We start from the raw sequence: 21,837 nt of genomic DNA, 5'->3' as shown, positions 1-21,837 counted from the left end.
GGCGTCGGCCCCCGCTCACTTCAGCGGGCACTCCGGCGGCTCCAGCGCCACCTTCCCCGCCGCCCGGCCGCAGATGACCCGGGCGTGGCTCCGGCCGTCCGGGTAGGTGATCTGCACGACGTCCAGACCGTGGCCCGCCTGCGCCTCGTACGGGATGAAGCCGCGGAAGGTGATCGTCCCCGTGGGCATCGTCCGCAGGTTCACCGCGTACAGGTTCGCCCAGGTCTCCGCCGCGCTGTTCACCGCGTCGCCGTGGCTCGCCGCGTCGTACAGCGCGGCCGTGGCGCTGTACGACATCACCGACTGGCCGCTCGCGAAGAGCGGGTCCTCGTACGGTTTCGACACCGGGAGGCGGGGAAGCGTCCCGCCCTCGGGCAGCAGTTTGGCCAGGGCCCGGTGCGACTCCTCGTAGAAGCCGTCCGCGCGGCCGCGGCCCATCGGGGCGAGGGCCGTGTGGTAGAGCGTGACGTTCTTCGTGGTGTCCGTGCTCGCGTCGAGCCGGGTCTTGGTCAGGTCGTCGCCCGTGAAGACGGTGATGGGGCGGCGCGAACAGCTGCGAGCGAGGCGGCTCATCAGGTTGGAGACGTCCTCGACCCGGCCCGCGAAGTACAGCGCGTCCGGCGCCGGGTCCGCCGCGCAGATCTGCTGCACGGGGCGGTCCAGATCGGCGCTGCTGCGGCGGCCGAGGTCGTACTCCACCGGCTCCGACAGCGCGAAGCCCGACTTGGCGAGCATCGCGCTGCCCACCTTGCGCTGCTCCACCGTGTAGCGGTCCTTGTCGTTGTTGACGAGCTTGCGCGACAGGACCAGGGCCCGGGGCTTGTGCGTGCCCGGCGCCCCCGCCGCCACCTGCTTCGCGACGAGGCCGAGGGCGTCCGCCTGCTCCTGGTCGGTGGCCGCCAGGCCGAAGTAGTTGGAGTAGTCCGTCGCCAGATAACCCCCGGAGTTGGTGGTGTCCACCACGGGCAGGCCCGCCTGCTGAAGGAGCGCGGTGGCCTCCGGGCTGTCGGTGGTGTCCCGGCCGAGCCCGACCACGCCGACGACCGACGCATCTCTTTCGGCCACCTCGATGATCTTCCGCACCGCGGGTATCTGCTGGAGCATGTCCTGCCCGCCGTTGGCGGTCAGCACCCGAAGCTTCACGGAGAAGCCCAGCGTGTTGGTGTGGTGCTGGTAGAGGTAGACGCCGGTCAGCTCCTCCAGGGCCTTGCGGGTGGGCTCCGCGGTCGGGGCGGTGAACGGACCCGCGTAGATCAGCGTGACGTACTTGTCGCCCGGCTCGATCGAGGCGTTCTCCTCGGCCACCGCCCGCTCGATCCGGTCGAAGGCGACCCCGGCCCCGGCCCCGTCCAGCTCCAGGCCGTTGCCCTCCGCGAAGCGCACCCGGGTGGACGTCGCCACGCCGATGCACTCCTTGTCGCCGCCGCCCGGCCGGGCCAGCCGAACCGAGTCCGTGTCGACATCCGTGAGCGGACCGTGGCAGTAACGGTTCGCCAGGTGGTTGCTCAGCAGCATCGTGCCCAGCAGCGCGCCGGCCATCAGACCGGCGAGCGTCGTCCGCGACATCACCCACCACACCCACGTCCTGCGCACCCGCTGCGTGGAGAGCTGCGCGTGCGCGTGCTCATGGGTCAGCTGGTCCGTCGACAGCGGCAGCCGCAGCACCCAGGCGGGCGTGGCCGTGCCCGAGGGCGCCTGCCCCACGCTGAGATGGCCGACCCAGTCCTCGTACCGGGCCCGCGCCGCACCCGTGTGCACGGGCGGCGGGTCGGGCGGCAGCGGCGGGGTGTGCCGCAGGATCTCGGCCGCCGGCAGCGAGGCCAGGAGCAGCAGCGGATCGACCTCGCTGCGCCGGGAGCGGACGTTGTTGAGGGCGTTGATCAGCTGCACGCCGCCGTTGCTCTGGACGGCCCTCGGCAGGAAGACCACCGGCGGCACGGTCCGCTTGCCGCGCCGCCAGTCCGGCGCGTGCGGCCGGTAGTTGTTGCGCAGGTCCTCCAGCAGCGCCTGGACCCTCAGCTCCAGGTGGAACTGGCGGGACCGCTCGTCGCCCGCCGCCGCGTCGGCCACCCGCCCCGCGACCACCGCCGCCCGTGCCCGGATCACCCGCCACGAACCGCTGGGCGAGAGACGGGACCAGCCGTCCGACGGATAGCCGGTACTGGCGGCGGCCAGCGACGAGGTGGTGGCGAACCACCGGCTGGCCCGGCGCAGCCACAGCAGCGGCGGCGCCGACGTCGTCATCAGCCGGATCACCGCGAGCCCGAGGACCGCGCCCACGGCCACCAGCATGGTCGGCAGCCAGCCGATCTCGCCGAGCAGCACGCCCAGGACCGCGATGACCACGGCCCCCACGAAGGTCTCCGGCCGCACCGACTCGCGCAGCGCGGTCCACCAGGTGCCCCGGCCGCGCCGCCCGGCCCGCCAGCGCAGCGCGCTCAGCTCCTCCAGGATCCGCTCGTCGCGCTGGTCCCGGGTGCAGCCCGGGTCCGGGTCCCGCAGCACGGCCTCGGTGGCCTGCTCGATGGCGCCGAGCAGCCGGGAACGGGGGAACGCGAACGGCTTGTACTGCGAACCGCCCCGGGTCTCCCACGGCTTCTCGGTCAGCGTGCGGACCATGTCGAGCGCCGCGTCGTACGGGGAGTCGCCGTGCCCGTCGAGCAGGCGCAGGGGGACGCGGCGCGGCTGGTTGGCCCGGTGGACCTGGCGCACGATCTGCTCGACCCGGGCGTCCACCTCGGGCGGTACGTCGGCGTCGGCGGCCTGGAGGACCACCAGCGGCATCACGGGCCGGTTGTGGCGGTAGCCGTCGATGAGCTGCTGCACGAAATGGAAGACGGCGGAGGCCGCCTCGTTCTCCGCCGTGTCCCGCCAGACCTCGCGTGCCATCGCCCCCGTGCCTTCCCTCGCGAAAAGAGCCTGGCCCCACTCAATAACCGATGATGTGTGCGAGGCGCAGCTATTCATCCGGATTGGTGCCGGATCGAGGGGAAGGCCGGCCGGACATCAGTCCGGAAGGGTGACGAAATCAATCAATTCCTCGACGCGGCCCAGGAGTTCGGGCTGTAGGTCCCGGTAGGAGCGGACCGAGGACAGGATGCGCTGCCAGGCCGCCCCGGTGTTCTCCGGCCAGCCCAGAGCCCGGCACACGCCCGTTTTCCAGTCCTGCCCGCGCGGCACCACCGGCCACGCCGCGATCCCCACCGACGAGGGCTTCACGGCCTCCCACACGTCGATGTACGGGTGCCCCACCACCAGCACGTTGCCGTCCGACACCTGGGCCGCGATCCTGGACTCCTTGGAGCCGGGCACCAGATGGTCGACCAGCACGCCGAGGCGGGCGTCCGGCGCGGGCGCGAACTCCCGCACGATCGAGGGCAGGTCGTCGATGCCCTCCAGGTACTCCACGACCACGCCCTCGATGCGCAGGTCGTCGCCCCAGACCCGCTCGACCAGCTCCGCGTCGTGCCGCCCCTCCACATAGATCCGCCCGGCCCGCGCCACCCTCGCCCGAGCCCCGGGCACCGCCACCGAACCGGAGGCCGTACGCGTGGGCCGCGCCGGCCCCCCGGCCGACGGGCGCACCAGCGTGACGACCCGGCCCTCCAGAAGGAAGCCGCGCGGCGCCATCGGGAAGACCCGGTGCTTGCCGAACCGGTCCTCCAGGGTCACCGTCGGCCCCTCGGCGGTCTTCTCGCACCGGATCACCGCGCCGCAGAAACCGGTGACCGCCTCCTCCACGACCAGATCGGTCTCGGCGGGCACCTCCGGGGCGGGGGCGGACTTCTTCCACGGCGGGGTCAGATCGGGCTGGTAGCTGCGCATCGCACGACGATAAGCGGGGGACGACCTACGACACGCCGAACCGCCCAGCCAGTGCGGCCCGCTGGGCCCGGACGAACGCCGCGTCCACCACCGCCCCGTGCCCCGGTACGTACAACGCGCCGTCCCCGCCCAGCTCCAGCAGCCGGTCCAGCGCGGCCGGCCAGCGCGCGGGGCTGGCGTCCGGACCGGCCTGGGGCTCGCCCGACTCCTCGACCAGGTCCCCGCAGAACACCAGCGCGGGGGAGCCCGGGACCAGCACTGCCAGGTCGTGGCCGCTGTGCGCCGCGCCCACGTTCACCAGGACCACCTCCCGGCCGCCGCCCAGGTCCACCGTCAGCTCCCCGCGCACCTCGTGGCGCGGGGCCACCAGCACATCGGCGGACTCGGCCGCGTCCGCCTCGGGCAGGCCTTGGGCCACCGCGTCCGCGTACAGCTCACCGGCCCCGTGACGCAGCAGTTCCGCCGTGCCCTCGGAGCCGTACACCCGGGCCCCGGCGAACGCGGCCGTGCCCAGCACATGGTCGAAGTGGGGGTGACTGAGTGCGATGTGCGTCACCCTCCGGCCGAGCAGCGCCTCGGCCTGGGTGCGCAGTTCCACGCCCTCGCGCAGTGACGCACCGGTGTCACAGAGCAGCACCCCGTCCGGACCGGCCACCAGCAGGGCCGTCGCGTCCCAGACCGGAAGGCGCCGGCGGCCCGTTCCGTGACCCAGCCGCTCCCATCCGAAGTCTTCCCAAGAGGCATCCATACGGCGACGCTATCGGCAGCGACCTGCGCGGCAGCGAGGTAGCGTGGCCGGTCGCCCTTGCTAGGGCACCACCCCGTCGCCGTACACTGGCCGGGGATCGCTGGCACTCGTACGCACCGAGTGCCAGGAGGAATCCCGGGAACGGCCCGGGAACACCGACGTGGACAGCTGGAGGTGTGCGCGCGATGCTCAGCGAACGCAGACTCGAAGTGCTGCGCGCGATCGTCCAGGACTACGTCGGGACCGAGGAGCCCGTCGGCTCCAAGGCGCTCACGGAGCGGCACAAGCTGGGGGTCTCCCCGGCGACCGTCCGCAACGACATGGCGGTGCTGGAGGAGGAGGGCTTCATCGCCCAGCCCCACACCAGCGCCGGGCGCATCCCGACGGACAAGGGCTACCGGCTCTTCGTGGACAAGCTGGCGGGCGTCAAGCCCCTCTCCTCGCCCGAGCGCCGCGCCATTCAGAACTTCCTCGACGGCGCGGTCGACCTGGACGACGTCGTGGGCCGCACCGTACGGCTGCTCGCGCAGCTGACCCGGCAGGTCGCCGTCGTGCAGTACCCCTCGCTGACCCGTTCGACGGTGCGGCACGTGGAGCTGCTGTCCCTGGCCCCGGCGCGGCTGATGCTCGTGCTGATCACGGACACCGGACGGGTCGAACAGCGGCTGGTGGACTGCCCGGCGCCGTTCGGCGAGACCTCGCTCGCCGATCTGCGGGCCCGGCTCAACAGCCGGGTGGTGGGGCGCCGGTTCGCCGACGTCCCGCAGCTGGTGCAGGACCTGCCGGAATCCTTCGAGAGCGAGGACCGGGGAACCGTGTCCACCGTCCTCTCGATCCTGCTCGAAACGCTTGTCGAGGAGACGGAGGAGCGGCTGATGATCGGCGGCACCTCCAACCTCACCCGCTTCGGACACGACTTCCCTGTGATGATCCGGCCGGTGCTCGAAGCACTGGAGGAACAGGTCGTGCTGCTGAAGCTGCTCGGCGAGGCCAAGGACTCGGGCATGACCGTACGCATCGGGCACGAGAACGCCCACGAGGGCCTCAACTCCACGTCCGTCGTCGCGGTCGGCTACGGTTCGGGCGACGAGGCAGTCGCCAAACTCGGCGTGGTCGGACCGACCCGCATGGACTACCCCGGAACGATGGGAGCGGTACGCGCAGTGGCACGTTACGTCGGACAGATCCTGGCGGAGTCGTAAGTGGCCACGGACTACTACGCCGTACTCGGCGTGCGCCGCGACGCTTCCCAGGACGAGATCAAGAAGGCATTCCGGAGGCTCGCCCGCGAGCTGCACCCGGACGTCAACCCCGATCCGAAGACCCAGGAGCGGTTCAAGGAGATCAACGCCGCTTACGAGGTCCTGTCGGACGCGCAGAAGAAGCAGGTCTACGACCTCGGCGGAGACCCGCTCTCGCAGTCCGGCGGCGCCGGTGCGGGCGGCTTCGGCCAGGGCGGCTTCGGCAACTTCTCCGACATCATGGACGCGTTCTTCGGCACGTCGTCGCAGCGCGGGCCCCGCTCGCGCACCCGGCGCGGCCAGGACGCCATGATCCGGCTGGAGATCGACCTCGCCGAGGCGGCCTTCGGCACCACCAAGGACATCCAGGTCGACACCGCCGTCGTCTGCACCACGTGCAGCGGCGAGGGCGCGGCCCCGGGCACCTCGGCGCAGACCTGCGACATGTGCCGCGGCCGCGGTGAGGTCTCCCAGGTCACCCGGTCCTTCCTCGGCCAGGTCATGACCTCCCGCCCCTGCCCCCAGTGCCAGGGCTTCGGTACGGTCGTGCCGACCCCGTGCCCGGAGTGCGCCGGTGACGGCCGCATCCGCTCGCGGCGCACGCTGACCGTGAAGATCCCCGCCGGTGTCGACAACGGCACCCGCATCCAGCTCGCGGGCGAGGGCGAGGTCGGCCCCGGCGGCGGCCCCGCCGGAGACCTCTACGTCGAGATCCACGAGCTGCCGCACGCGGTGTTCCAGCGCCGCGGCGACGACCTGCACTGCACGGTCACCATCCCCATGACGGCGGCGGCCCTCGGCACCAAGGTGCCGCTGGAGACGCTGGACGGCCTGGAGGAGGTCGACATCCGGCCGGGCACCCAGTCCGGCCAGTCGGTCCCGCTGCACGGGCGCGGCATCACCCACCTGCGGGGCGGCGGACGCGGCGACCTGATCGTGCACGTCGAGGTGACCACTCCGGTCAAGCTCGACCCCGAGCAGGAACGCCTGCTGCGCGAACTGTCCAAGCTGCGTGGCGAGGAGCGGCCCACCGGTCAGTTCCAGCCGGGCCAGCAGGGCCTGTTCTCCCGCCTGAAGGACGCCTTCAACGGCCGCTGACGGCTTGCGGCGCGACGGTACGGGCCCGGCCTCCGGGCCCGTACCGTCGCACCGCGACCGGCCAAAACGCTGCCGTGGGGCGGGCATCACGGGACAGGAAGGACATGACACGATGCGGTCATGCCCTCCGCGCTGACCGCTCTCTGCCGGTATCCCCTCGTGCAGGCCCCCATGGCCGGCGGTCCGTCCTGCCCGCAGCTCGCCGCCGCCGTCTCCGAGGCCGGTGCGCTGGGCTTCCTGGCCGCCGGATACAAGACGGCGGACGCCCTGCGCGACGAGATCCAGCAGGTGCGCGCCCTGACCGGGCAGCCCTTCGGCGTCAACCTCTTCATGCCGCAGTGCGAACCGGCGGACCCCGCCGCGCTGGAGGACTACCGCCACCGGCTCGCGGACGAGGTGGGCCGTTACGAGACCGGGCTCGGCGACCCGGACGTCCCCGGCGACGACGGTTACGAGGACAAGCTCGCCGTCCTCCTCGAAGCCCCGGTCCCGGTCGTCTCCTTCACCTTCGGCTGCCCCTCGCGCGACACGCTCGACGCGTTCGCGGCCGCCGGTACGTACACCGTCGTCACGGTCACCTCGCCGGAGGAGGCCCAGGCCGCCGAGTGGGCCGGGGCCGACGCCGTCTGCGCCCAGGGCACCGAGGCGGGCGGCCACCGCTCCACGTTCCACGACGACCCGGCGACCGAGGACGGCGGCACCGGGCTGCTGAGCCTGGTCGCCCAGGTCCGCGAGACCGTGCAGATACCGGTCGTCGCCGCGGGCGGCCTGATGCGCGGCGCCCAGATCGCCGCCGTCCTCGCGGCGGGCGCCGACGCCGCCCAGCTCGGCACCGCCTTCCTGGCCTGCCCGGAGTCCGGCGCCCACGTCCTGCACAAACAGGCCCTGACCAACCCGCTGTTCGTCCGGACCACCCTGACCAGGGCCTTCTCCGGGCGCCCGGCACGCGGCCTGGTCAACCGCTTCGTGCGCGAGCACGGCCCGTACGCCCCCGCCGCCTACCCCCAGGTCCACCACATGACCTCCGTGCTGCGCAAGGCCGCCGCCCGCGTCGGGGACGCCCAGGGCATGGCGCTGTGGGCCGGGCAGGGCCACCGCATGGCCCGCGAGCTGCCCGCCGGACGGCTGGTCCGGCTGCTCGCCGAGGAACTGGACGCCGCACGGACGGCAGTGAGCACAAGGAGCGCACAGTGACGGCACCCGTCTTCGTCGTCGGACACCTGCCGGACGCACCCGAGTTCGTCCTCGACGGACCCGAGGGACGCCACGCCGTCTCCGTGAAGCGCCTGCGCACCGGCGAGGAGGTCGTCCTCACGGACGGCCGCGGCCGGTGGGCCCAGGGCGTCGTGCGCGCCGCCGAGGGCAAGGACCGGCTGGTCGTCGGCGACCTGGCCCCGGTCCACGAGGAGCCGCGCCCCGCGCTGCGGATCACCGTCGTCCAGGCTCTGCCCAAGGGGGACCGGGGCGAGGTCGCCGTGGAGACGATGACGGAGACCGGTGTCGACGCGGTCGTCCCCTGGCAGGCGGCGCGCTGCATCACCCAGTGGAAGGGCGACCGCGGCCTCAAGTCCCTGGCCAAATGGCGCGCCACGGCCCGGGAGGCCGGAAAGCAGTCGCGCCGGGTGCTCTTCCCGGACGTGGCGGACCTGGCCACCACCAAGCAGGTCGCGGGCCTCCTCGCCGGGGCGGACTTCGCGGCCGTCCTGCACGAGGACCGCGACCACCCGAGCGAAGCGCTGGCCACCGTCGCCCTGCCCGACGAGGGCGAGATCGTGCTGGTCGTCGGCCCCGAGGGCGGTGTGTCGCCGGACGAGCTGACCGCGTTCGCCGCCGCGGGCGCCCACACCTGCCGCCTCGGCCCCTCGGTCCTGCGCACCTCGACGGCGGGCACCGCGGCGACGGCGCTGCTCCTGGGGCGCACGGGGCGCTGGTCGTAAGCCGTCCCCGATGGAGTGGTTGTGCCCGGAAGCGGTCTACCGTGCCCTCGGACGGGGTGGGAAGCTGCCCGTATGGGGACATCAAGGGCAGGGGGCCGTCGTGCGGCCCGTCGTTTTCCGGCCGCGCTCTGCCTCGCCGCGGCCGCCGTCGCCGGGCTCACCGCCTGTGAACCGGGCGACGCCACCGGCGCGTTGAACACCGCGTCCGTCGCCTTCACCACGGACCGGACCGCCACCCGCGCCCTGGAGCACGAAGGCGTCCAGGTGCGCTGGCTGACCTGCACCGCCTCGGTCGACGGGGGTGAGGCCCGCTCCGCGGCGCCCTCCGCCACCCGCCGGGCGGCCGAGGTCCACTGCGACGGCAAGACGAAGTCCGGCGGGGACATCGCGCTGGACGGGCAGGTGACCTACGCGGTCGAAGGCCGGTGCGTACGCGGCGACATGACCGCGAAGACCGGTGGGCGCGCCGTCTTCCGGGCCACCCTGCTCGGCGACTGCACCGCCCCGGCCACGACCGCCCCGCCCGCCGGAGCCCCGGGCCCGGGCAGCGGCCCGACGGCCACCGTGACGGTGACGGTCACCGCGTACCCCGGCAAGTAGCGGTGTGACCGCGGCGGTTGGCCGATGACCCGGTCCGCGTGTACCCGCGGCACGGGCGGCGGCGTGCGACGTACTCCGGCCAACCCCGTGCCACCAGGCATACCCGCGGCCTAGGGTGATCGTGTGACACAGCCTTCCTACCTCCGGTACCCCCATGTCCAGGGTGACTTGATCGCCTTCACCGCCGAGGACGACGTCTGGCTCGCCCCACTCGACGGCGGCCGGGCGTGGCGGGTCAGCGCAGACAACCGTCCCGTCACCCAGCCGCGCATATCTCCCGACGGCACCCTCGTCGCCTGGACGTCCACCCGCGACGGCGCGCCCGAGGTGCACCTCGCCCCCGCCGACGGCGGGCCCTCCCGGCGGCTCACCCACTGGGGCGACGCCCGCACCACCGTGCGCGGCTGGACCCCCGAAGGCGACGTACTGGTCACCAGCACCCAGGGCCAGGTCTCGCTGCGCCGCAGCTGGGCCCGGGCCGTCCCGGTCGACGGCGGTCCCGCGCGGACCCTCCCGTACGGCCCCGTCGGCTCCCTCGCGTACGGGCCGGGCGGACGCGTCCTGCTGCTCTCGGCCACCATGGGCCGCGAGGCCGCCAGCTGGAAGCGCTACCGGGGCGGCACGGCCGGGAAGCTCTGGATCGCGGCGGAGGACGATCCGCTGGAGTTCGCCCGGATCCACGAGGACCTGGACGGCAACATCGAGTGCCCGATGTGGGTGGGGGAGCGCATCGCGTTCCTCTCCGACCACGAGGGCACCGGCGCCCTCTACTCCTCGCTGCCCGACGGCACCGACCTGCGGCGGCACACCCCCGTCGACGGCTTCTACGCCCGGCAGGCCACCACCGACGGCACCCGGGTCGCCTACGCCTCCGCCGGTGAACTCTGGCTCCTGGACGGCCTGGAGAGCGGCGAGCCCCGCCGCGTCGAGCTCCGGCTCGGCGGCCAGCGCGCCGACCTCCAGCCCTACCCGCTGCACGCCGACAGCCACCTGACCAGCGCCTCGCCCGACCGCACCGGCCGGGGCAGCGCCGTCCTGTCGCGGGGCGCCGTGCACTGGGTCACCCACCGTGAGGGCCCGGCCCGCGCGCTCGCCGCCGAGCCCGGCGTACGGGCCAGGCTGCCGCGCACCTTCCAGGCCGACGGCGACCAGCACGTCGTCTGGGTCACCGACGCCGAGGGTGACGACGCGCTGGAGATCGCCCCCGCCGCCGGCACCGCCCCCGGCGCCACGCCCCGCCGCCTCGCGGCCGGCCGGCTGGGCCGCGTCCTGGACCTCGCCCCCGCCCCCGACGGCAGCCGGTTCGCGGTCGCCGCGCACGACGGGCGCGTCCTGATCGTCGAACGGGAGAGCGGCGAGATCCACGAGGTGGACCGCAGCGAGAACGGCGACGCCTCCGGCCTCGCCTGGTCGCCCGACTCCGCCTGGCTCGCCTGGTCGCACCCCGGCCCCGAGCCGCTCAGCCAGCTCAAGCTGGCCCACATCGCCGACCTGTCGGTCTCCGAGGCGACGCCCCTGCGGTTCCGGGACTTCGCACCCGCCTTCACCGCCGACGGAAAGCACCTGGCCTTCCTCTCCGAGCGCGCCTTCGACCCGATCTACGACGCCCACGTCTTCGACATGGCGTTCATCGGCTCCTGCCGGCCGCACCTGCTCACCCTCGCGGCGACCACGCCCTCCCCGTTCGGACCGCAGCTGCACGGACGGCCCACGGAGAAGGAGAAGGGCGGCGACGGCGAGGACAACCCCACCGCGCTCCCCATCACCCGCATCGACCTGGACGGCCTCGCCGACCGGATCGTGCCCCTTCCCGTCGAGGCCGCCGTCTACTCCTCGCTCCGCACCGCGCGGGACGGGCTGCTCTGGCTGCGCCACCCGCTCACCGGGGTCCTCGGCACCAGCGGGGCCGGTCCGGACGCCCGCCGTCCGGACACCGTCCTGGAGCGCTACGACCTGGAGAAGCTGCGCTGCGAGGAGCTGTCCTCGGACGTCAGCCGTTTCGCGGTCAGCGGTGACGGGAAGCGGCTGGCGATCGTCCACCACGGCAAGCTGTCCGTGGTCCCCTCCGACACCCGGGTGCCCGCGGGCGACGACGACCACGACGACGCCGTGACCGTCGACCTCTCCCGCGTCCGCCGCACCCTCGACCCGGCCGCCGAGTGGCGCCAGATGTACGACGAGGCCGGGCGTGTCATGCGGGACAACTTCTGGCGCCCCGACATGGGCGGCGTCGACTGGGCCGGGGTCCTCGACCGCTACCGCCCGGTCCTGGAGCGCGTCGCGACCCACGACGACCTCATGGACCTGCTCTGGGAGGTCCAGGGCGAGCTGGGCACCTCGCACGCCTACGTCACCCCGCCCGGCGGGTGGCGCGACGACGCGGCCCGGCAGGGGCTGCTCGGGGCGGACCTCTCCAGGGCGGAGGACGGCAGCTGGCGCATCGACCGCGTGCTGCCCTCCGAGACCTCGGACCCGGCCGCCCGCTCGCCGCTCGCCGCGCCGGGCGTCGCGGTCCGGGCCGGGGACGCGATCGTGGCCGTCGACGGACACCCGGTCGATCCGCTGACCGGGCCCGCGCCGCTGCTCACCGGCTCGGCCGGCAAGCCCGTCGAGCTGACGGTCTCCCCGGCCGACGGGGGCGACCGGCGCCACGTCGTCGTCGTGCCCGTCGGCGACGAGGAGGCCCTGCGCTACCACGCGTGGGTCGCCGACCGGAGGGCGTACGTGCACGAGCGGTCCGGGGGGCGCCTCGGCTACCTGCACGTCCCGGACATGGTCGGCGGCGGCTGGGCCCAGATCCACCGCGACCTGCGCACCGAGATGGCGCGCGAGGGGCTGGTCGTGGACGTCCGGGAGAACCGGGGCGGCCACACCTCGCAGCTCGTGGTCGAGAAGCTCGCCCGCCGCATCGTCGGCTGGGACCTGCCGCGCGGCATGCGCCCCGCGAGCTACCCGGGCGACGCGCCGCGCGGGCCGGTGGTCGCCGTCGCGAACGAGTTCTCCGGGTCGGACGGCGACATCGTGAACGCGGCGATCAAGGCGCTGAAGATCGGGCCCGTGGTCGGGGTGCGCACCTGGGGCGGCGTGGTCGGCATCGACAGCCGGTACCGGCTGGTCGACGGGACACTGGTCACGCAGCCGAAGTACGCGTTCTGGCTGGAGGGGTACGGGTGGGGCGTCGAGAACCACGGCGTGGACCCGGACGTGGAGGTCGTGATGACGCCCCGGGACCACGCGGAGGGGCGTGACCCTCAGCTGGACGAGGCGATCCGGATCGGGCTGGAGTCGCTGGAGCGGGAGCCGGCGAAGGTGGCACCGGAGCTGCCGGGTCTCGCGGAGTGACCTCGGCGGGGTGGGGGGGCGGGTGCGCCTGCGGCGGGCCAGTTCCCCACCCCGCCCCTTCCCGAACCCGGGGCTCCGCCCCGGACCCCGCGCCTCAAACGCCGGCGAGGCTGGAAGTGGCCGCGCGGCCAGAATCAAGCCCCTCCGGCGATTGAGGAGCGGGGGTACGGGGGCAGAGCCCCCGATAGGCTGGCCGCAACGGATCACCCAGACCAAGGAGCGCGTAAGCGAATGGCAGGAGAACCGCAGCCCGACTGCCTGTTCTGCAAGATCGTCTCGGGGGAGATCCCGGCCACCATCGTCCGCGAGACCGACACCACCGTCGCGTTCCGCGACATCAACCCCCAGGCGCCCACGCACGTACTCGTCATCCCGCGCCTGCACTACCCGGACGCCGCATCCCTCGGCGCCGCCGAACCGCAGGTGCTCGCCGACGTGCTGTGCGAGGCGGGCAACGTCGCCGCCGACGACAAGATCGACGCGACCGGTTACCGGGTCGTGTTCAACACCGGCGCCGGCGCCGGCCAGACCGTGTTCCACGCCCACGCGCACGTCCTGGGCGGCCGGGGTCTGGAATGGCCGCCCGGATAATGTCCGCCCGTGAACTCGTCGTGCTCGGGACCGCCAGCCAGGTCCCGACACGGCACCGGAACCACAACGGCTATCTGCTGCGCTGGGACGGCGAGGGCATCCTCTTCGACCCCGGCGAGGGCACCCAGCGCCAGATGCTGCGGGCCGGGGTCGCCGCGCACGACATCAACCGGATCTGCGTCACGCACTTCCACGGCGACCACTCGCTCGGCCTGGCCGGGGTGATCCAGCGGATCAACCTCGACCAGGTCCCGCACCCGGTGACCGCCCACTACCCGGTGAGCGGGCAGCGCTTCTTCGACCGGCTGCGGTACGCCACCGCCTACCGCGAGACCGTGCAGCTGACCGAGGCCCCCGTCGCCGCCGACGGACCGCTGGCCACCACCGCCGCGTACACGCTTGACAGCCACCGGCTCTCGCACCCCGTCGAGTCGTACGGCTACCGGCTCATCGAGCCCGACGGGCGGCGGATGCTACCCGCGAAGCTCGCCGAGCACGGCATCGGGGGGCCGGACGTCGGGCGCCTCCAGCGCGAGGGCACCCTCGGCGGGATCACGCTCGCCGACGTGTCCGAGCACAGGCGCGGACAGCGATTCGCGTTCATCATGGACACCAGGCTCTGCGACGGGGTGTACGCCCTCGCCCAGGGCTGCGACCTGCTGGTCATCGAGTCGACGTTCCTCGACGCGGACCGGCAGCTGGCCGCCGACCACGGCCACTTGACCGCCGCCCAGGCGGCCCGGGTCGCCCGCGATTCGGACGTACGGCACCTCGTCCTGACGCACTTCTCCCAGCGCTATCCGGAACCGGAGGCGTTCGAGGCCGAGGCCCGAGCGGCCGGTTACGAGGGCGAGCTCACCGTCGCCCAGGACCTCATGCGCGTACCGGTTCCCAGCCGGCACGCGTAGCACCACCCCAGAAACGATTGAGATCACCGTGCACCTCCCCAAAGCAGAACTCCACCTCCACATCGAGGGAACCCTCGAACCGGAACTGGCCTTCGCGCTCGCCGCGCGCAACGGCGTGACCCTGCCGTACGCGGACACCGAAGCCCTGCGCACCGCGTACCTCTTCGAGGACCTCCAGAGCTTCCTGGACCTCTACTACGCCCTGATGGCCGTGCTGCGGACCGAGGACGACTTCGCCGAACTCGCCGACGCCTACCTCGCCCGCGCCGCCGCCCAGGGCGTCCGCCACGCCGAGATCTTCTTCGACCCGCAGGCCCACACCGCGCGCGGCGTGCCCCTCGGCACCGTCGTGGAGGGCCTGGGCCGGGCGCTGGAGCGCAGCGAGGAGAAGCACGGCATCTCCACCCAGCTGATCATGTGCTTCCTGCGCGACCAGTCCGCCGAATCGGCCCTGGAGACCCTGGAGGCGGCCCGGCCGCACCTGCACCGGATCAGCGCCGTCGGCCTGGACTCCGCCGAGGTCGGCCACCCGCCCGTGAAGTTCCGCGAGGTGTACGAACGGGCCGGGGAGCTCGGCCTGCGCAAGGTCGCCCACGCGGGCGAGGAGGGACCGCCCGCGTACATCCGCGAGGCACTCGACGTCCTGGGCGTGGAGCGCATCGACCACGGACTGCGCTGCATGGAGGACCCGGACCTGGTGAAGCGGCTCGTCGCGGAGCGCGTCCCGCTCACGCTCTGCCCGCTGTCCAACGTACGGCTGCGCGCGGTCGACACCCTGGAGCAGCACCCGCTGCCCGCGATGCTGGAGGCCGGGCTGCTCTGCACGGTGAACTCCGACGACCCCGCCTACTTCGGCGGGTACGTCGGAGACACCTTCCACGCCGTCCACGAGGCGCTCGGCCTGGACCGCGAGCAGCTGCGCACGCTGGCCCGCAACTCCTTCGAGGCGGCCTTCCTCGACCACGACGAGGAGCGCAGGGCGCGCTACCTGTCCGAGGTCGAGGCGTACGCGTTCGACTGACCGCCCTCCGGGCCGGCCGTCCGGAACGCGTTCCTGCCGAGGCGCCTGCGGGACAGGGCCGGGATGCTGATCTCCGTGACGGCCTGCTCGGGCGCGCCCAGCTTGGGCACCGCGCCGGGCACCGCACCCGTGGTGACGGCGAGCAGGGCCGCGGGCGCGCCGCCCCGGCGGCGTACCGAACCGGGCACCAGCGGACGGCCGCCGATGTGCAGGGCCACCGCGGTCACCGGGAGCGCTATCAGCAGGGTCGTCGCGCCCAGCACCAGGCCCATGCCCGGGTAGCCGGCCTCCTCCGACAGCACACTGCCGAGCACCGGCCCGCAGGCGACGCCCACGGACGAGGCGGACCCCGCGAGGACCGCCCAGCGGCCGCGTACGTCGAGCGACGCGGCCAGACCGATCAGGTAGGACAGCACCACCGGGTAGACGGTGTTCCACAGGATCTCGCCCGTCGCGAAGGAGCCGAGGCTCCCGGCGGACGAGCTGAGCACGATGCTCCCCGCGATGACGGCGGTGCCCACCCCGATCGGGACGGCGCGCCCCAGCTTCGAGCCCAGCACCCCGGCGCCCATCACGCCGAGCAGCCCGGCGCCGAGCGCGGCGGCGAAGACGGCGCCGATCGTCACCTCGGACAGCCCGACCTGGTCCACGCCGATCCGGCTGCTGACGCCCCACAGCGCGTTCTGCGCCATCGACCAGATCAGCATGCCGCCCGCGAGCACCAGTCCGGAGCGGCGGTGCGGCAGCCGGCCCTGCGCGGGGACGGCCGGACCGGCCGCGGCCGAGCCGCCGAGCCGGGAGGTGGCCGGCCAGACCAGGAGCGCGACCAGGGCGATCGAGGCGAACGGCAGCCGGTGGCCGCCGCCCAGGTGCGGGACCGTCAGATACAGGGCGCCCGCGGTCGCCGAGACGCTCAACAGGCCCAGGGACGAGGTGCGGTGCGGGTCGCTCTGGGCGGCGATGCCCGCCGCCGCGACGGCGGTCGCCGTACCGGAGCCGAAGCCGCCGACCACCGCGCCCGCGACCACCAGCGGCACGGTGCCGGCCAGCGCCGCACAGCCGTACCCCACCACGCACAGGACCAGCCCCACACGCGCAGGTCTGCACGGCCCGTACGTCTCCACGCGTCCCGCCAGGGAGAAGCCGGCGGAGGCCGAGCTCAGCAGCAGCGCGCTGCCGACGAGCCCGGCCTGAGCCGTGCTCAGGCCCAGATAGACGGAGAGCCGTCCCACGATGGTGGGGAGGAGATAGGCGGCGAGGTAACCGGCGGTGAACACGGCGACCAGGGGCCACGCGGCGCGAGGGCGCGAGGACATGGGCGTTCCTGAAGACATGCCGGGATACGGCAGAAGGCAGAGGGGGGTAAGGCAGAGGGTGAAGCAGAGGGGGAAATAGGAGAAGTACGAGAAATCAGGGAAATCGGCGCTTCCGTCGGGTACGTCTCCAACGGTGCTCGCGGGCCAATTTGTATCAAGTGCTCCCGGCCCACCGAAAGCCGGTGTTCTGTGATCTGGGCCACTTTTGTGTTTATGCAGTTCGTGGATGGGTAGCCGCGCATGTTTATGCAGGTCAGCGCCCGTGAACACACGCGCGGCGCGCACTCGTCCATCAGCGCCGCGTTTCGGGCACACTGGCCGCAACCGCCACGACCGGGGAGTGCAAGGTGAGCGCTGACATTCCGCAGATCGACCCGCTGGACGGGCTGCGCGCCCCGCAGGACCCCGACTGCGACGTCTTCCTCACCGGCACGGTCTTCCTGGACATCATCTTCACCGGCCTGGACAGCGCCCCCGTGCGGGGCACCGAGTCCTGGGCGCGCGGCATGGGCTCCAGCCCGGGCGGCGTCGCCAACATGGCCACCGCGCTGGCCCGCCTCGGTCTCCACACCTCCCTGGCCGCCGCGTTCGGGGACGACCACTACGGCGAGTACTGCTGGGACGCGCTCGAACAGGGCGAGGGCATCGACCTCTCCCGCTCGCACACGGTCCGCGGCTGGCACTCCCCGGTGACCGTCTCCATGGCGTACGAGGGCGAGCGGACGATGGTCTCGCATGGCCACGAGGCCCCGGCGCTCCCCACCACCGCCTCGCCCGAGGCCCCCGCCTTCCCCCGCTGCCCGCCCAGGGCCCGGGCCGCCGTCACCTCACTGGTACCCGGCCGCACCGAACCCTGGGTCGCCGAGGCCGCCCGCCGGGGGGCCCTGATCTTCGGGGACGTCGGCTGGGACGAGACCGGGCGCTGGGACCTGGACGCCCTCAGCGGCCTGGAGCACTGCCACGCCTTCCTGCCCAACGCCGAGGAGGCGATGCGCTACACCCGCACCGACTGCCCCCGGTCCGCCGCGCACGCCCTCGCCGAGCGCGTACCGCTCGCCGTCGTCACCCTGGGCTCCGAGGGCGCCTACGCGGTCGACGCCGCCACCGGTACCGCCGCCGAGGTCCCGGCCATCGAGGTCGAGGCGCTGGACCCGACCGGCGCCGGCGACGTCTTCGTGGCCGGCTTCGTCACCGGGACCCTGGCCGGCTGGCCCCTCGCCGACCGCCTCGCCTTCGCCGGGCTCACCGCGGCCCTCTCCGTCCAGGAGTTCGGCGGCTCGCTCTCGGCCCCCGGCTGGGCGGAGATCGCCGCCTGGTGGCAGCAGGTGCGCACCTGCGCGGGGCAGGACCCGGCCGCGCTCAGGCGCTACGCCTTCCTGGACGACCTGCTGCCGGCCGCCGCCCGGCCCTGGCCGCTGCGCCGGGCCGTGCCGACGATCGGTTTCCGCGCCTGACCCCACTGCCCCGTAAAACCTCTGGTGTTGTCAGTACGGAGTCGTAGGCTTGAGGCACACGAGGTTTTCGAGCAGCGAGAACCCTGCAACAGGAGGTATGCGCAGGCCCGAGGGCCGGCCCATGACTCAGTCACCCACACAGCCGCAGGCGCGTGCCCACATCAGCATCCCGGCCGCTCACCCGATGGTGATGCTCCTGGGAGCGGGCGACTCGCTGCTGCGCGTGATCGAAGCGGCGTTCCCGGCGGCCGACATCCACGTCCGGGGAAATGACATAAGCGCGACGGGCGATGCGGCGGACATCGCCCTGATCCAGCGCCTGTTCGACGAGATGGTGCTGGTGCTCCGCACCGGGCAGCCGATGACGGAGGACGCCGTGGAACGGTCGATCGCGATGCTCAAGGCCACCGACAACGGCCAGGCGGACGGCACGGAGACCCCGGCCGAGGTGCTGACGCAGAACATCCTCTCCAGCCGCGGCCGCACGATCCGCCCCAAGACGCTCAACCAGAAGCGGTACGTCGACGCGATCGACAAGCACACGATCGTCTTCGGCATCGGCCCCGCCGGTACCGGCAAGACCTATCTGGCCATGGCCAAGGCGGTCCAGGCCCTCCAGTCCAAGCAGGTCAGCCGGATCATCCTGACCCGTCCGGCGGTCGAGGCGGGCGAGCGCCTGGGCTTCCTCCCCGGCACGCTGTTCGACAAGATCGACCCGTATCTGCGCCCGCTCTACGACGCCCTGCACGACATGCTCGACCCCGACTCGATCCCGCGCCTGATGGCGGCGGGCACGATCGAGGTCGCGCCCTTGGCGTACATGAGGGGCCGGACCCTGAACGACGCCTTCATCATCCTGGACGAGGCGCAGAACACCAGCGCCGAGCAGATGAAGATGTTCCTGACCCGGCTCGGCTTCGATTCCAAGATCGTCGTCACCGGTGACATCACCCAGGTCGACCTGCCGACGGGGACCAAGAGCGGTCTGCGCCAGGTGCAGGACATCCTGGAGGGCATCGACGACGTGCACTTCTCCCGCCTCACCTCCCAGGATGTCGTCCGGCACAAGCTGGTCGGCCGTATTGTCGACGCGTACGAGAAGTACGACAGCAGCAAGGGCGAGCAGGACGGTGGGGGCCATCGGGGCCGCGGCCGTCACAACGGGAAGCAGTAGCAGCGCACCATGTCGATCGACGTCAACAACGAGTCCGGAACCGAGGTCGACGAGCAGGCGATCCTCGACATCGCCCGCTACGCGCTCGCGCGCATGCGGATCCACCCGCTCTCCGAGCTCTCGGTGATCGTGGTGGACGCCGCGGCCATGGAGCAGCTGCACATTCAGTGGATGGACCTCCCGGGCCCGACCGATGTCATGTCCTTCCCGATGGACGAGCTGCGTCCGCCGGCCAAGGACGACGAGGAGCCCCCGCAGGGGCTCCTCGGTGACATCGTGCTCTGCCCCGAGGTCGCCAAGCGGCAGGGCGAGGAGGCCGAGACCCAGCACTCCATGGACGAGGAGCTCCAGCTGCTCACCGTCCACGGGGTGCTGCACCTGCTGGGCTACGACCACGAGGAGCCGGACGAGAAGGCCGAGATGTTCGGCCTCCAGGCGGCCATCGTGGACGGCTGGCGCGGTGAGCGCGGGCTGACCGGGCCGTCCCCCGCCCCGACCGTCTCGTGAGCCTGCCCCTGATCTCCGGCGTCGTCCTGCTGGTCGTCGTCGGCTGGCTGGCCGCCTGCGCCGAGGCGGGCATCGCCCGTACGTCGAGCTTCCGGGCCGCCGAGGCGGTCCGCTCGGGCCGCCGCGGCAGCGCCAAGCTGGAACAGGTCGCGGCCGACCCGACGCGCTATCTCAACGTCGCCCTGCTGGTGCGGGTCGCCTGCGAGATGGCCGCCGGGGTGCTCGTCACGTACGCCTGCCTGAAGGAGTTCCCGGAGACCTGGGAGGCGCTGGCCGTCGCCATCGGCGTGATGGTCCTCGTCTCCTACGTCGCGATCGGCGTCTCCCCGCGCACCATCGGCCGCCAGCACCCGCTGAACACGGCGACCGCTTCGGCGTACGTGCTGCTGCCGCTGGCCCGGATCATGGGACCGATCCCGCAGCTGCTGATCCTCCTCGGCAACGCGCTGACCCCCGGCAAGGGATTCCGCAAGGGCCCGTTCGCCAGCGAGGCCGAGTTGCGGGCCATGGTGGACCTCGCCGAGCAGGAGTCGCTGATCGAGGACGAGGAGCGCCGCATGGTGCACTCCGTCTTCGAGCTCGGCGACACACTCGTGCGCGAGGTGATGGTCCCGCGCACCGACCTCGTCTGCATCGAGCGCTACAAGACGATCCGTCAGGCGCTCACCCTCGCCCTGCGCTCCGGCTTCTCCCGGATCCCGGTCACCGGCGAGAACGAGGACGACATCGTCGGGATCGTCTACCTCAAGGACCTGGTCCGCAAGACGCACATCAACCGGGAATCGGAGGCCGACCCGGTCTCCACCGCGATGCGCCCGGCGTCCTTCGTGCCCGACACGAAGAACGCCGGCGACCTGCTGCGCGAGATGCAGCAGGAACGCAGCCACGTCGCCGTCGTCATCGACGAGTACGGCGGCACGGCGGGCATCGTCACCATCGAGGACATCCTGGAAGAGATCGTCGGCGAGATCACCGACGAGTACGACCGCGAGCTGCCGCCCGTCCAGGAGCTGGAGAACGGCTGCTTCCGGGTCACCGCCCGGCTCGACATCGGCGACCTCGGCGAGCTGTTCGGCCTCGACGAGTACGACGACGAGGACGTGGAGACGGTCGGCGGGCTCCTCGCGAAGGCGCTGGGACGGGTCCCGATCGCCGGCGCGTCCTCGGAGGTCGGACTGCCCGACGGGCGGCGGCTGCGGTTGACCGCGGAGTCCCCGGCGGGCCGGCGCAACAAGATCGTCACGGTGCTGGTGGAGCCGGTGGCTCCCGAGGAGGAGGAGACGCCGGAATGACCCCGCAGCAGCTGAGGGCCTTCTGCCTGAGCTTCAACGCGAGTGCCGAGGAGTTCCCGTTCGGGCCCGAGGCGTCCGTCTTCAAGGTGCTCGGCAAGATGTTCGCCCTCAGCGCGCTGGACGGCCGGCCGCTCACGGTGAACCTCAAGTGCGACCCCGACGAGGCGGTGCGGCTGCGCGAGGAGTACGAGGCGGTGGTCCCCGGCTGGCACATGAACAAGCGCCACTGGAACACCGTCACCGTCGCCGGACTGCCCGACGCGAAGCTGCGCGAGCTCATCGAGGACAGCTACGACCTGGTGGTGGCCGGGCTGCCGAAGGCGGAGCGGCTGCGGCTCGACCGGCCCTGAGGCGCACCGGGCCGGGCTCCCGCGTGCCCGGCCCAGCGCCGGGCTTCGTATGCTCGGCACATGACTGAGAGCACCGGCACCACCGACCTCGGCGCCGAGGACCGCAAGATCGTCACCCTGGCGCGCAGCGCCCGCGCCCGCAACGGCGTCCCCGAGGGCGCGGCCGTCCGGGACGAGACCGGGCGCACCTATGTGGCCGGGACCGTGGAGCTGGAGTCGCTGAAGCTCAGCGCGCTGCGGACGGCCGTCGCGATGGCGGTGGCCAGCGGGGCGAAGTCCCTGGAGGCCGCCGCGATCGTCTCCGAGGCGGACGCCCCCTCCGACGAGGACCGGGCCGCCGTACGGGACCTGGGCGGGGCCGGCACGCCGGTACTGCTCGCCGGGCCGGACGGACAGCTGCGGCTCAGCGTCACCGCCGGCTGACCCCCGTACG

The 21,837-nt window shown here is 72.9% G+C and carries 19 protein-coding genes; 15 read left to right on the top strand and 4 right to left on the bottom strand.

Annotated features, from left to right (window positions below; all coding sequences use genetic code 11):
- Positions 1–15: 15 nt before the first annotated feature.
- The 3 genes from OHS17_RS10610 to OHS17_RS10600 form a co-directional block, all read right to left on the bottom strand.
- Positions 16–2,889: a hypothetical protein gene (locus OHS17_RS10610; RefSeq protein ID WP_330311962.1), complete on the bottom strand. Its 2,874-nt coding sequence runs from the start codon at positions 2,887–2,889 to the stop codon at positions 16–18.
- Positions 2,890–3,006: 117 nt separating this feature from the next.
- Positions 3,007–3,825 (bottom strand): DUF3097 domain-containing protein, encoded by an 819-nt coding sequence (locus tag OHS17_RS10605; RefSeq protein ID WP_330311961.1) that lies wholly within the window; start codon positions 3,823–3,825, stop codon positions 3,007–3,009.
- 25 nt (positions 3,826–3,850) lie between these two features.
- Complete coding sequence (locus OHS17_RS10600) at positions 3,851–4,573, bottom strand: MBL fold metallo-hydrolase (RefSeq protein WP_330311960.1); 723 nt, start codon at positions 4,571–4,573, stop codon at positions 3,851–3,853.
- A gap of 185 nt (positions 4,574–4,758) precedes the next feature.
- Here OHS17_RS10600 and hrcA point away from each other — a divergent pair, with 185 nt between their 5' ends.
- The 9 genes from hrcA to OHS17_RS10555 all read left to right on the top strand — a co-directional run bounded on the left by hrcA (position 4,759) and on the right by OHS17_RS10555 (position 15,311).
- A complete protein-coding gene (hrcA, locus tag OHS17_RS10595) occupies positions 4,759–5,775 on the top strand; it encodes a heat-inducible transcriptional repressor HrcA (protein WP_018103247.1) in 1,017 nt (338 codons plus the stop codon).
- Positions 5,776–6,912: a molecular chaperone DnaJ gene (dnaJ, locus tag OHS17_RS10590; RefSeq protein WP_018103248.1), complete on the top strand. Its 1,137-nt coding sequence runs from the start codon at positions 5,776–5,778 to the stop codon at positions 6,910–6,912.
- A 120-nt stretch (positions 6,913–7,032) separates the two neighbouring features.
- The gene (locus tag OHS17_RS10585) at positions 7,033–8,106 is read left to right on the top strand and encodes a nitronate monooxygenase (RefSeq protein ID WP_330311959.1); all 1,074 of its coding nucleotides are present in this window, start codon (positions 7,033–7,035) and stop codon (positions 8,104–8,106) included.
- Positions 8,103–8,849, top strand: coding sequence for a 16S rRNA (uracil(1498)-N(3))-methyltransferase (locus OHS17_RS10580; protein ID WP_330311958.1), 747 nt, complete (start codon positions 8,103–8,105; stop codon positions 8,847–8,849). Before OHS17_RS10585 ends, OHS17_RS10580 begins: the two co-directional genes overlap by 4 nt.
- Before the next feature lie 192 nt (positions 8,850–9,041).
- Positions 9,042–9,449 (top strand): hypothetical protein, encoded by a 408-nt coding sequence (locus OHS17_RS10575; protein WP_330315216.1) that lies wholly within the window; start codon positions 9,042–9,044, stop codon positions 9,447–9,449.
- Positions 9,450–9,572: 123 nt separating this feature from the next.
- On the top strand, positions 9,573–12,791 hold the full coding sequence (locus OHS17_RS10570; RefSeq protein ID WP_330311957.1) for a S41 family peptidase: 3,219 nt from the start codon (positions 9,573–9,575) through the stop codon (positions 12,789–12,791).
- 231 nt (positions 12,792–13,022) lie between these two features.
- Positions 13,023–13,382 (top strand): histidine triad nucleotide-binding protein, encoded by a 360-nt coding sequence (locus OHS17_RS10565; RefSeq protein ID WP_073965257.1) that lies wholly within the window; start codon positions 13,023–13,025, stop codon positions 13,380–13,382.
- The gene (locus OHS17_RS10560; protein ID WP_330315215.1) at positions 13,382–14,290 is read left to right on the top strand and encodes a ribonuclease Z; all 909 of its coding nucleotides are present in this window, start codon (positions 13,382–13,384) and stop codon (positions 14,288–14,290) included. The genes OHS17_RS10565 and OHS17_RS10560 overlap by 1 nt, the downstream gene beginning before the upstream one ends.
- A gap of 28 nt (positions 14,291–14,318) precedes the next feature.
- The gene (locus OHS17_RS10555) at positions 14,319–15,311 is read left to right on the top strand and encodes an adenosine deaminase (RefSeq protein ID WP_018103255.1); all 993 of its coding nucleotides are present in this window, start codon (positions 14,319–14,321) and stop codon (positions 15,309–15,311) included.
- Here the strand turns inward: OHS17_RS10555 and OHS17_RS10550 are convergent.
- Complete coding sequence (locus OHS17_RS10550; RefSeq protein ID WP_330311956.1) at positions 15,275–16,627, bottom strand: MFS transporter; 1,353 nt, start codon at positions 16,625–16,627, stop codon at positions 15,275–15,277. The two genes, OHS17_RS10555 and OHS17_RS10550, sit on opposite strands and share 37 nt — an antisense overlap.
- A 347-nt stretch (positions 16,628–16,974) precedes the next feature.
- On the opposite strand from OHS17_RS10550, the gene OHS17_RS10545 reads away from it, so the two are divergent.
- From OHS17_RS10545 to OHS17_RS10520, 6 genes are all read left to right on the top strand, one after another.
- The gene (locus OHS17_RS10545; RefSeq protein WP_330311955.1) at positions 16,975–18,081 is read left to right on the top strand and encodes a PfkB family carbohydrate kinase; all 1,107 of its coding nucleotides are present in this window, start codon (positions 16,975–16,977) and stop codon (positions 18,079–18,081) included.
- A 121-nt stretch (positions 18,082–18,202) separates the two neighbouring features.
- A complete protein-coding gene (locus OHS17_RS10540; RefSeq protein ID WP_073863486.1) occupies positions 18,203–19,255 on the top strand; it encodes a PhoH family protein in 1,053 nt (350 codons plus the stop codon).
- A 9-nt stretch (positions 19,256–19,264) separates the two neighbouring features.
- Complete coding sequence (gene ybeY, locus OHS17_RS10535; RefSeq protein WP_018103259.1) at positions 19,265–19,762, top strand: rRNA maturation RNase YbeY; 498 nt, start codon at positions 19,265–19,267, stop codon at positions 19,760–19,762.
- Entirely contained in the window at positions 19,759–21,054 is a 1,296-nt protein-coding gene (locus OHS17_RS10530) for a hemolysin family protein (protein ID WP_330311954.1), read from the top strand. Before ybeY ends, OHS17_RS10530 begins: the two co-directional genes overlap by 4 nt.
- Positions 21,051–21,404 carry an MmcQ/YjbR family DNA-binding protein gene (locus OHS17_RS10525; protein ID WP_330311953.1) on the top strand — a complete coding sequence of 118 codons (354 nt, stop codon included), beginning with the start codon at positions 21,051–21,053 and terminating at the stop codon, positions 21,402–21,404. The genes OHS17_RS10530 and OHS17_RS10525 overlap by 4 nt, the downstream gene beginning before the upstream one ends.
- A gap of 60 nt (positions 21,405–21,464) precedes the next feature.
- On the top strand, positions 21,465–21,827 hold the full coding sequence (locus OHS17_RS10520) for a cytidine deaminase (protein ID WP_018103262.1): 363 nt from the start codon (positions 21,465–21,467) through the stop codon (positions 21,825–21,827).
- The last annotated feature ends 10 nt before the right edge of the window (positions 21,828–21,837 follow it).

It is taken from the genome of Streptomyces sp. NBC_00523 (assembly GCF_036346615.1).
Taxonomy (GTDB): domain Bacteria; phylum Actinomycetota; class Actinomycetes; order Streptomycetales; family Streptomycetaceae; genus Streptomyces.
Note: the sequence above shows the minus strand (reverse complement) of the source record. Positions and strands in the feature narration are given on the sequence as shown.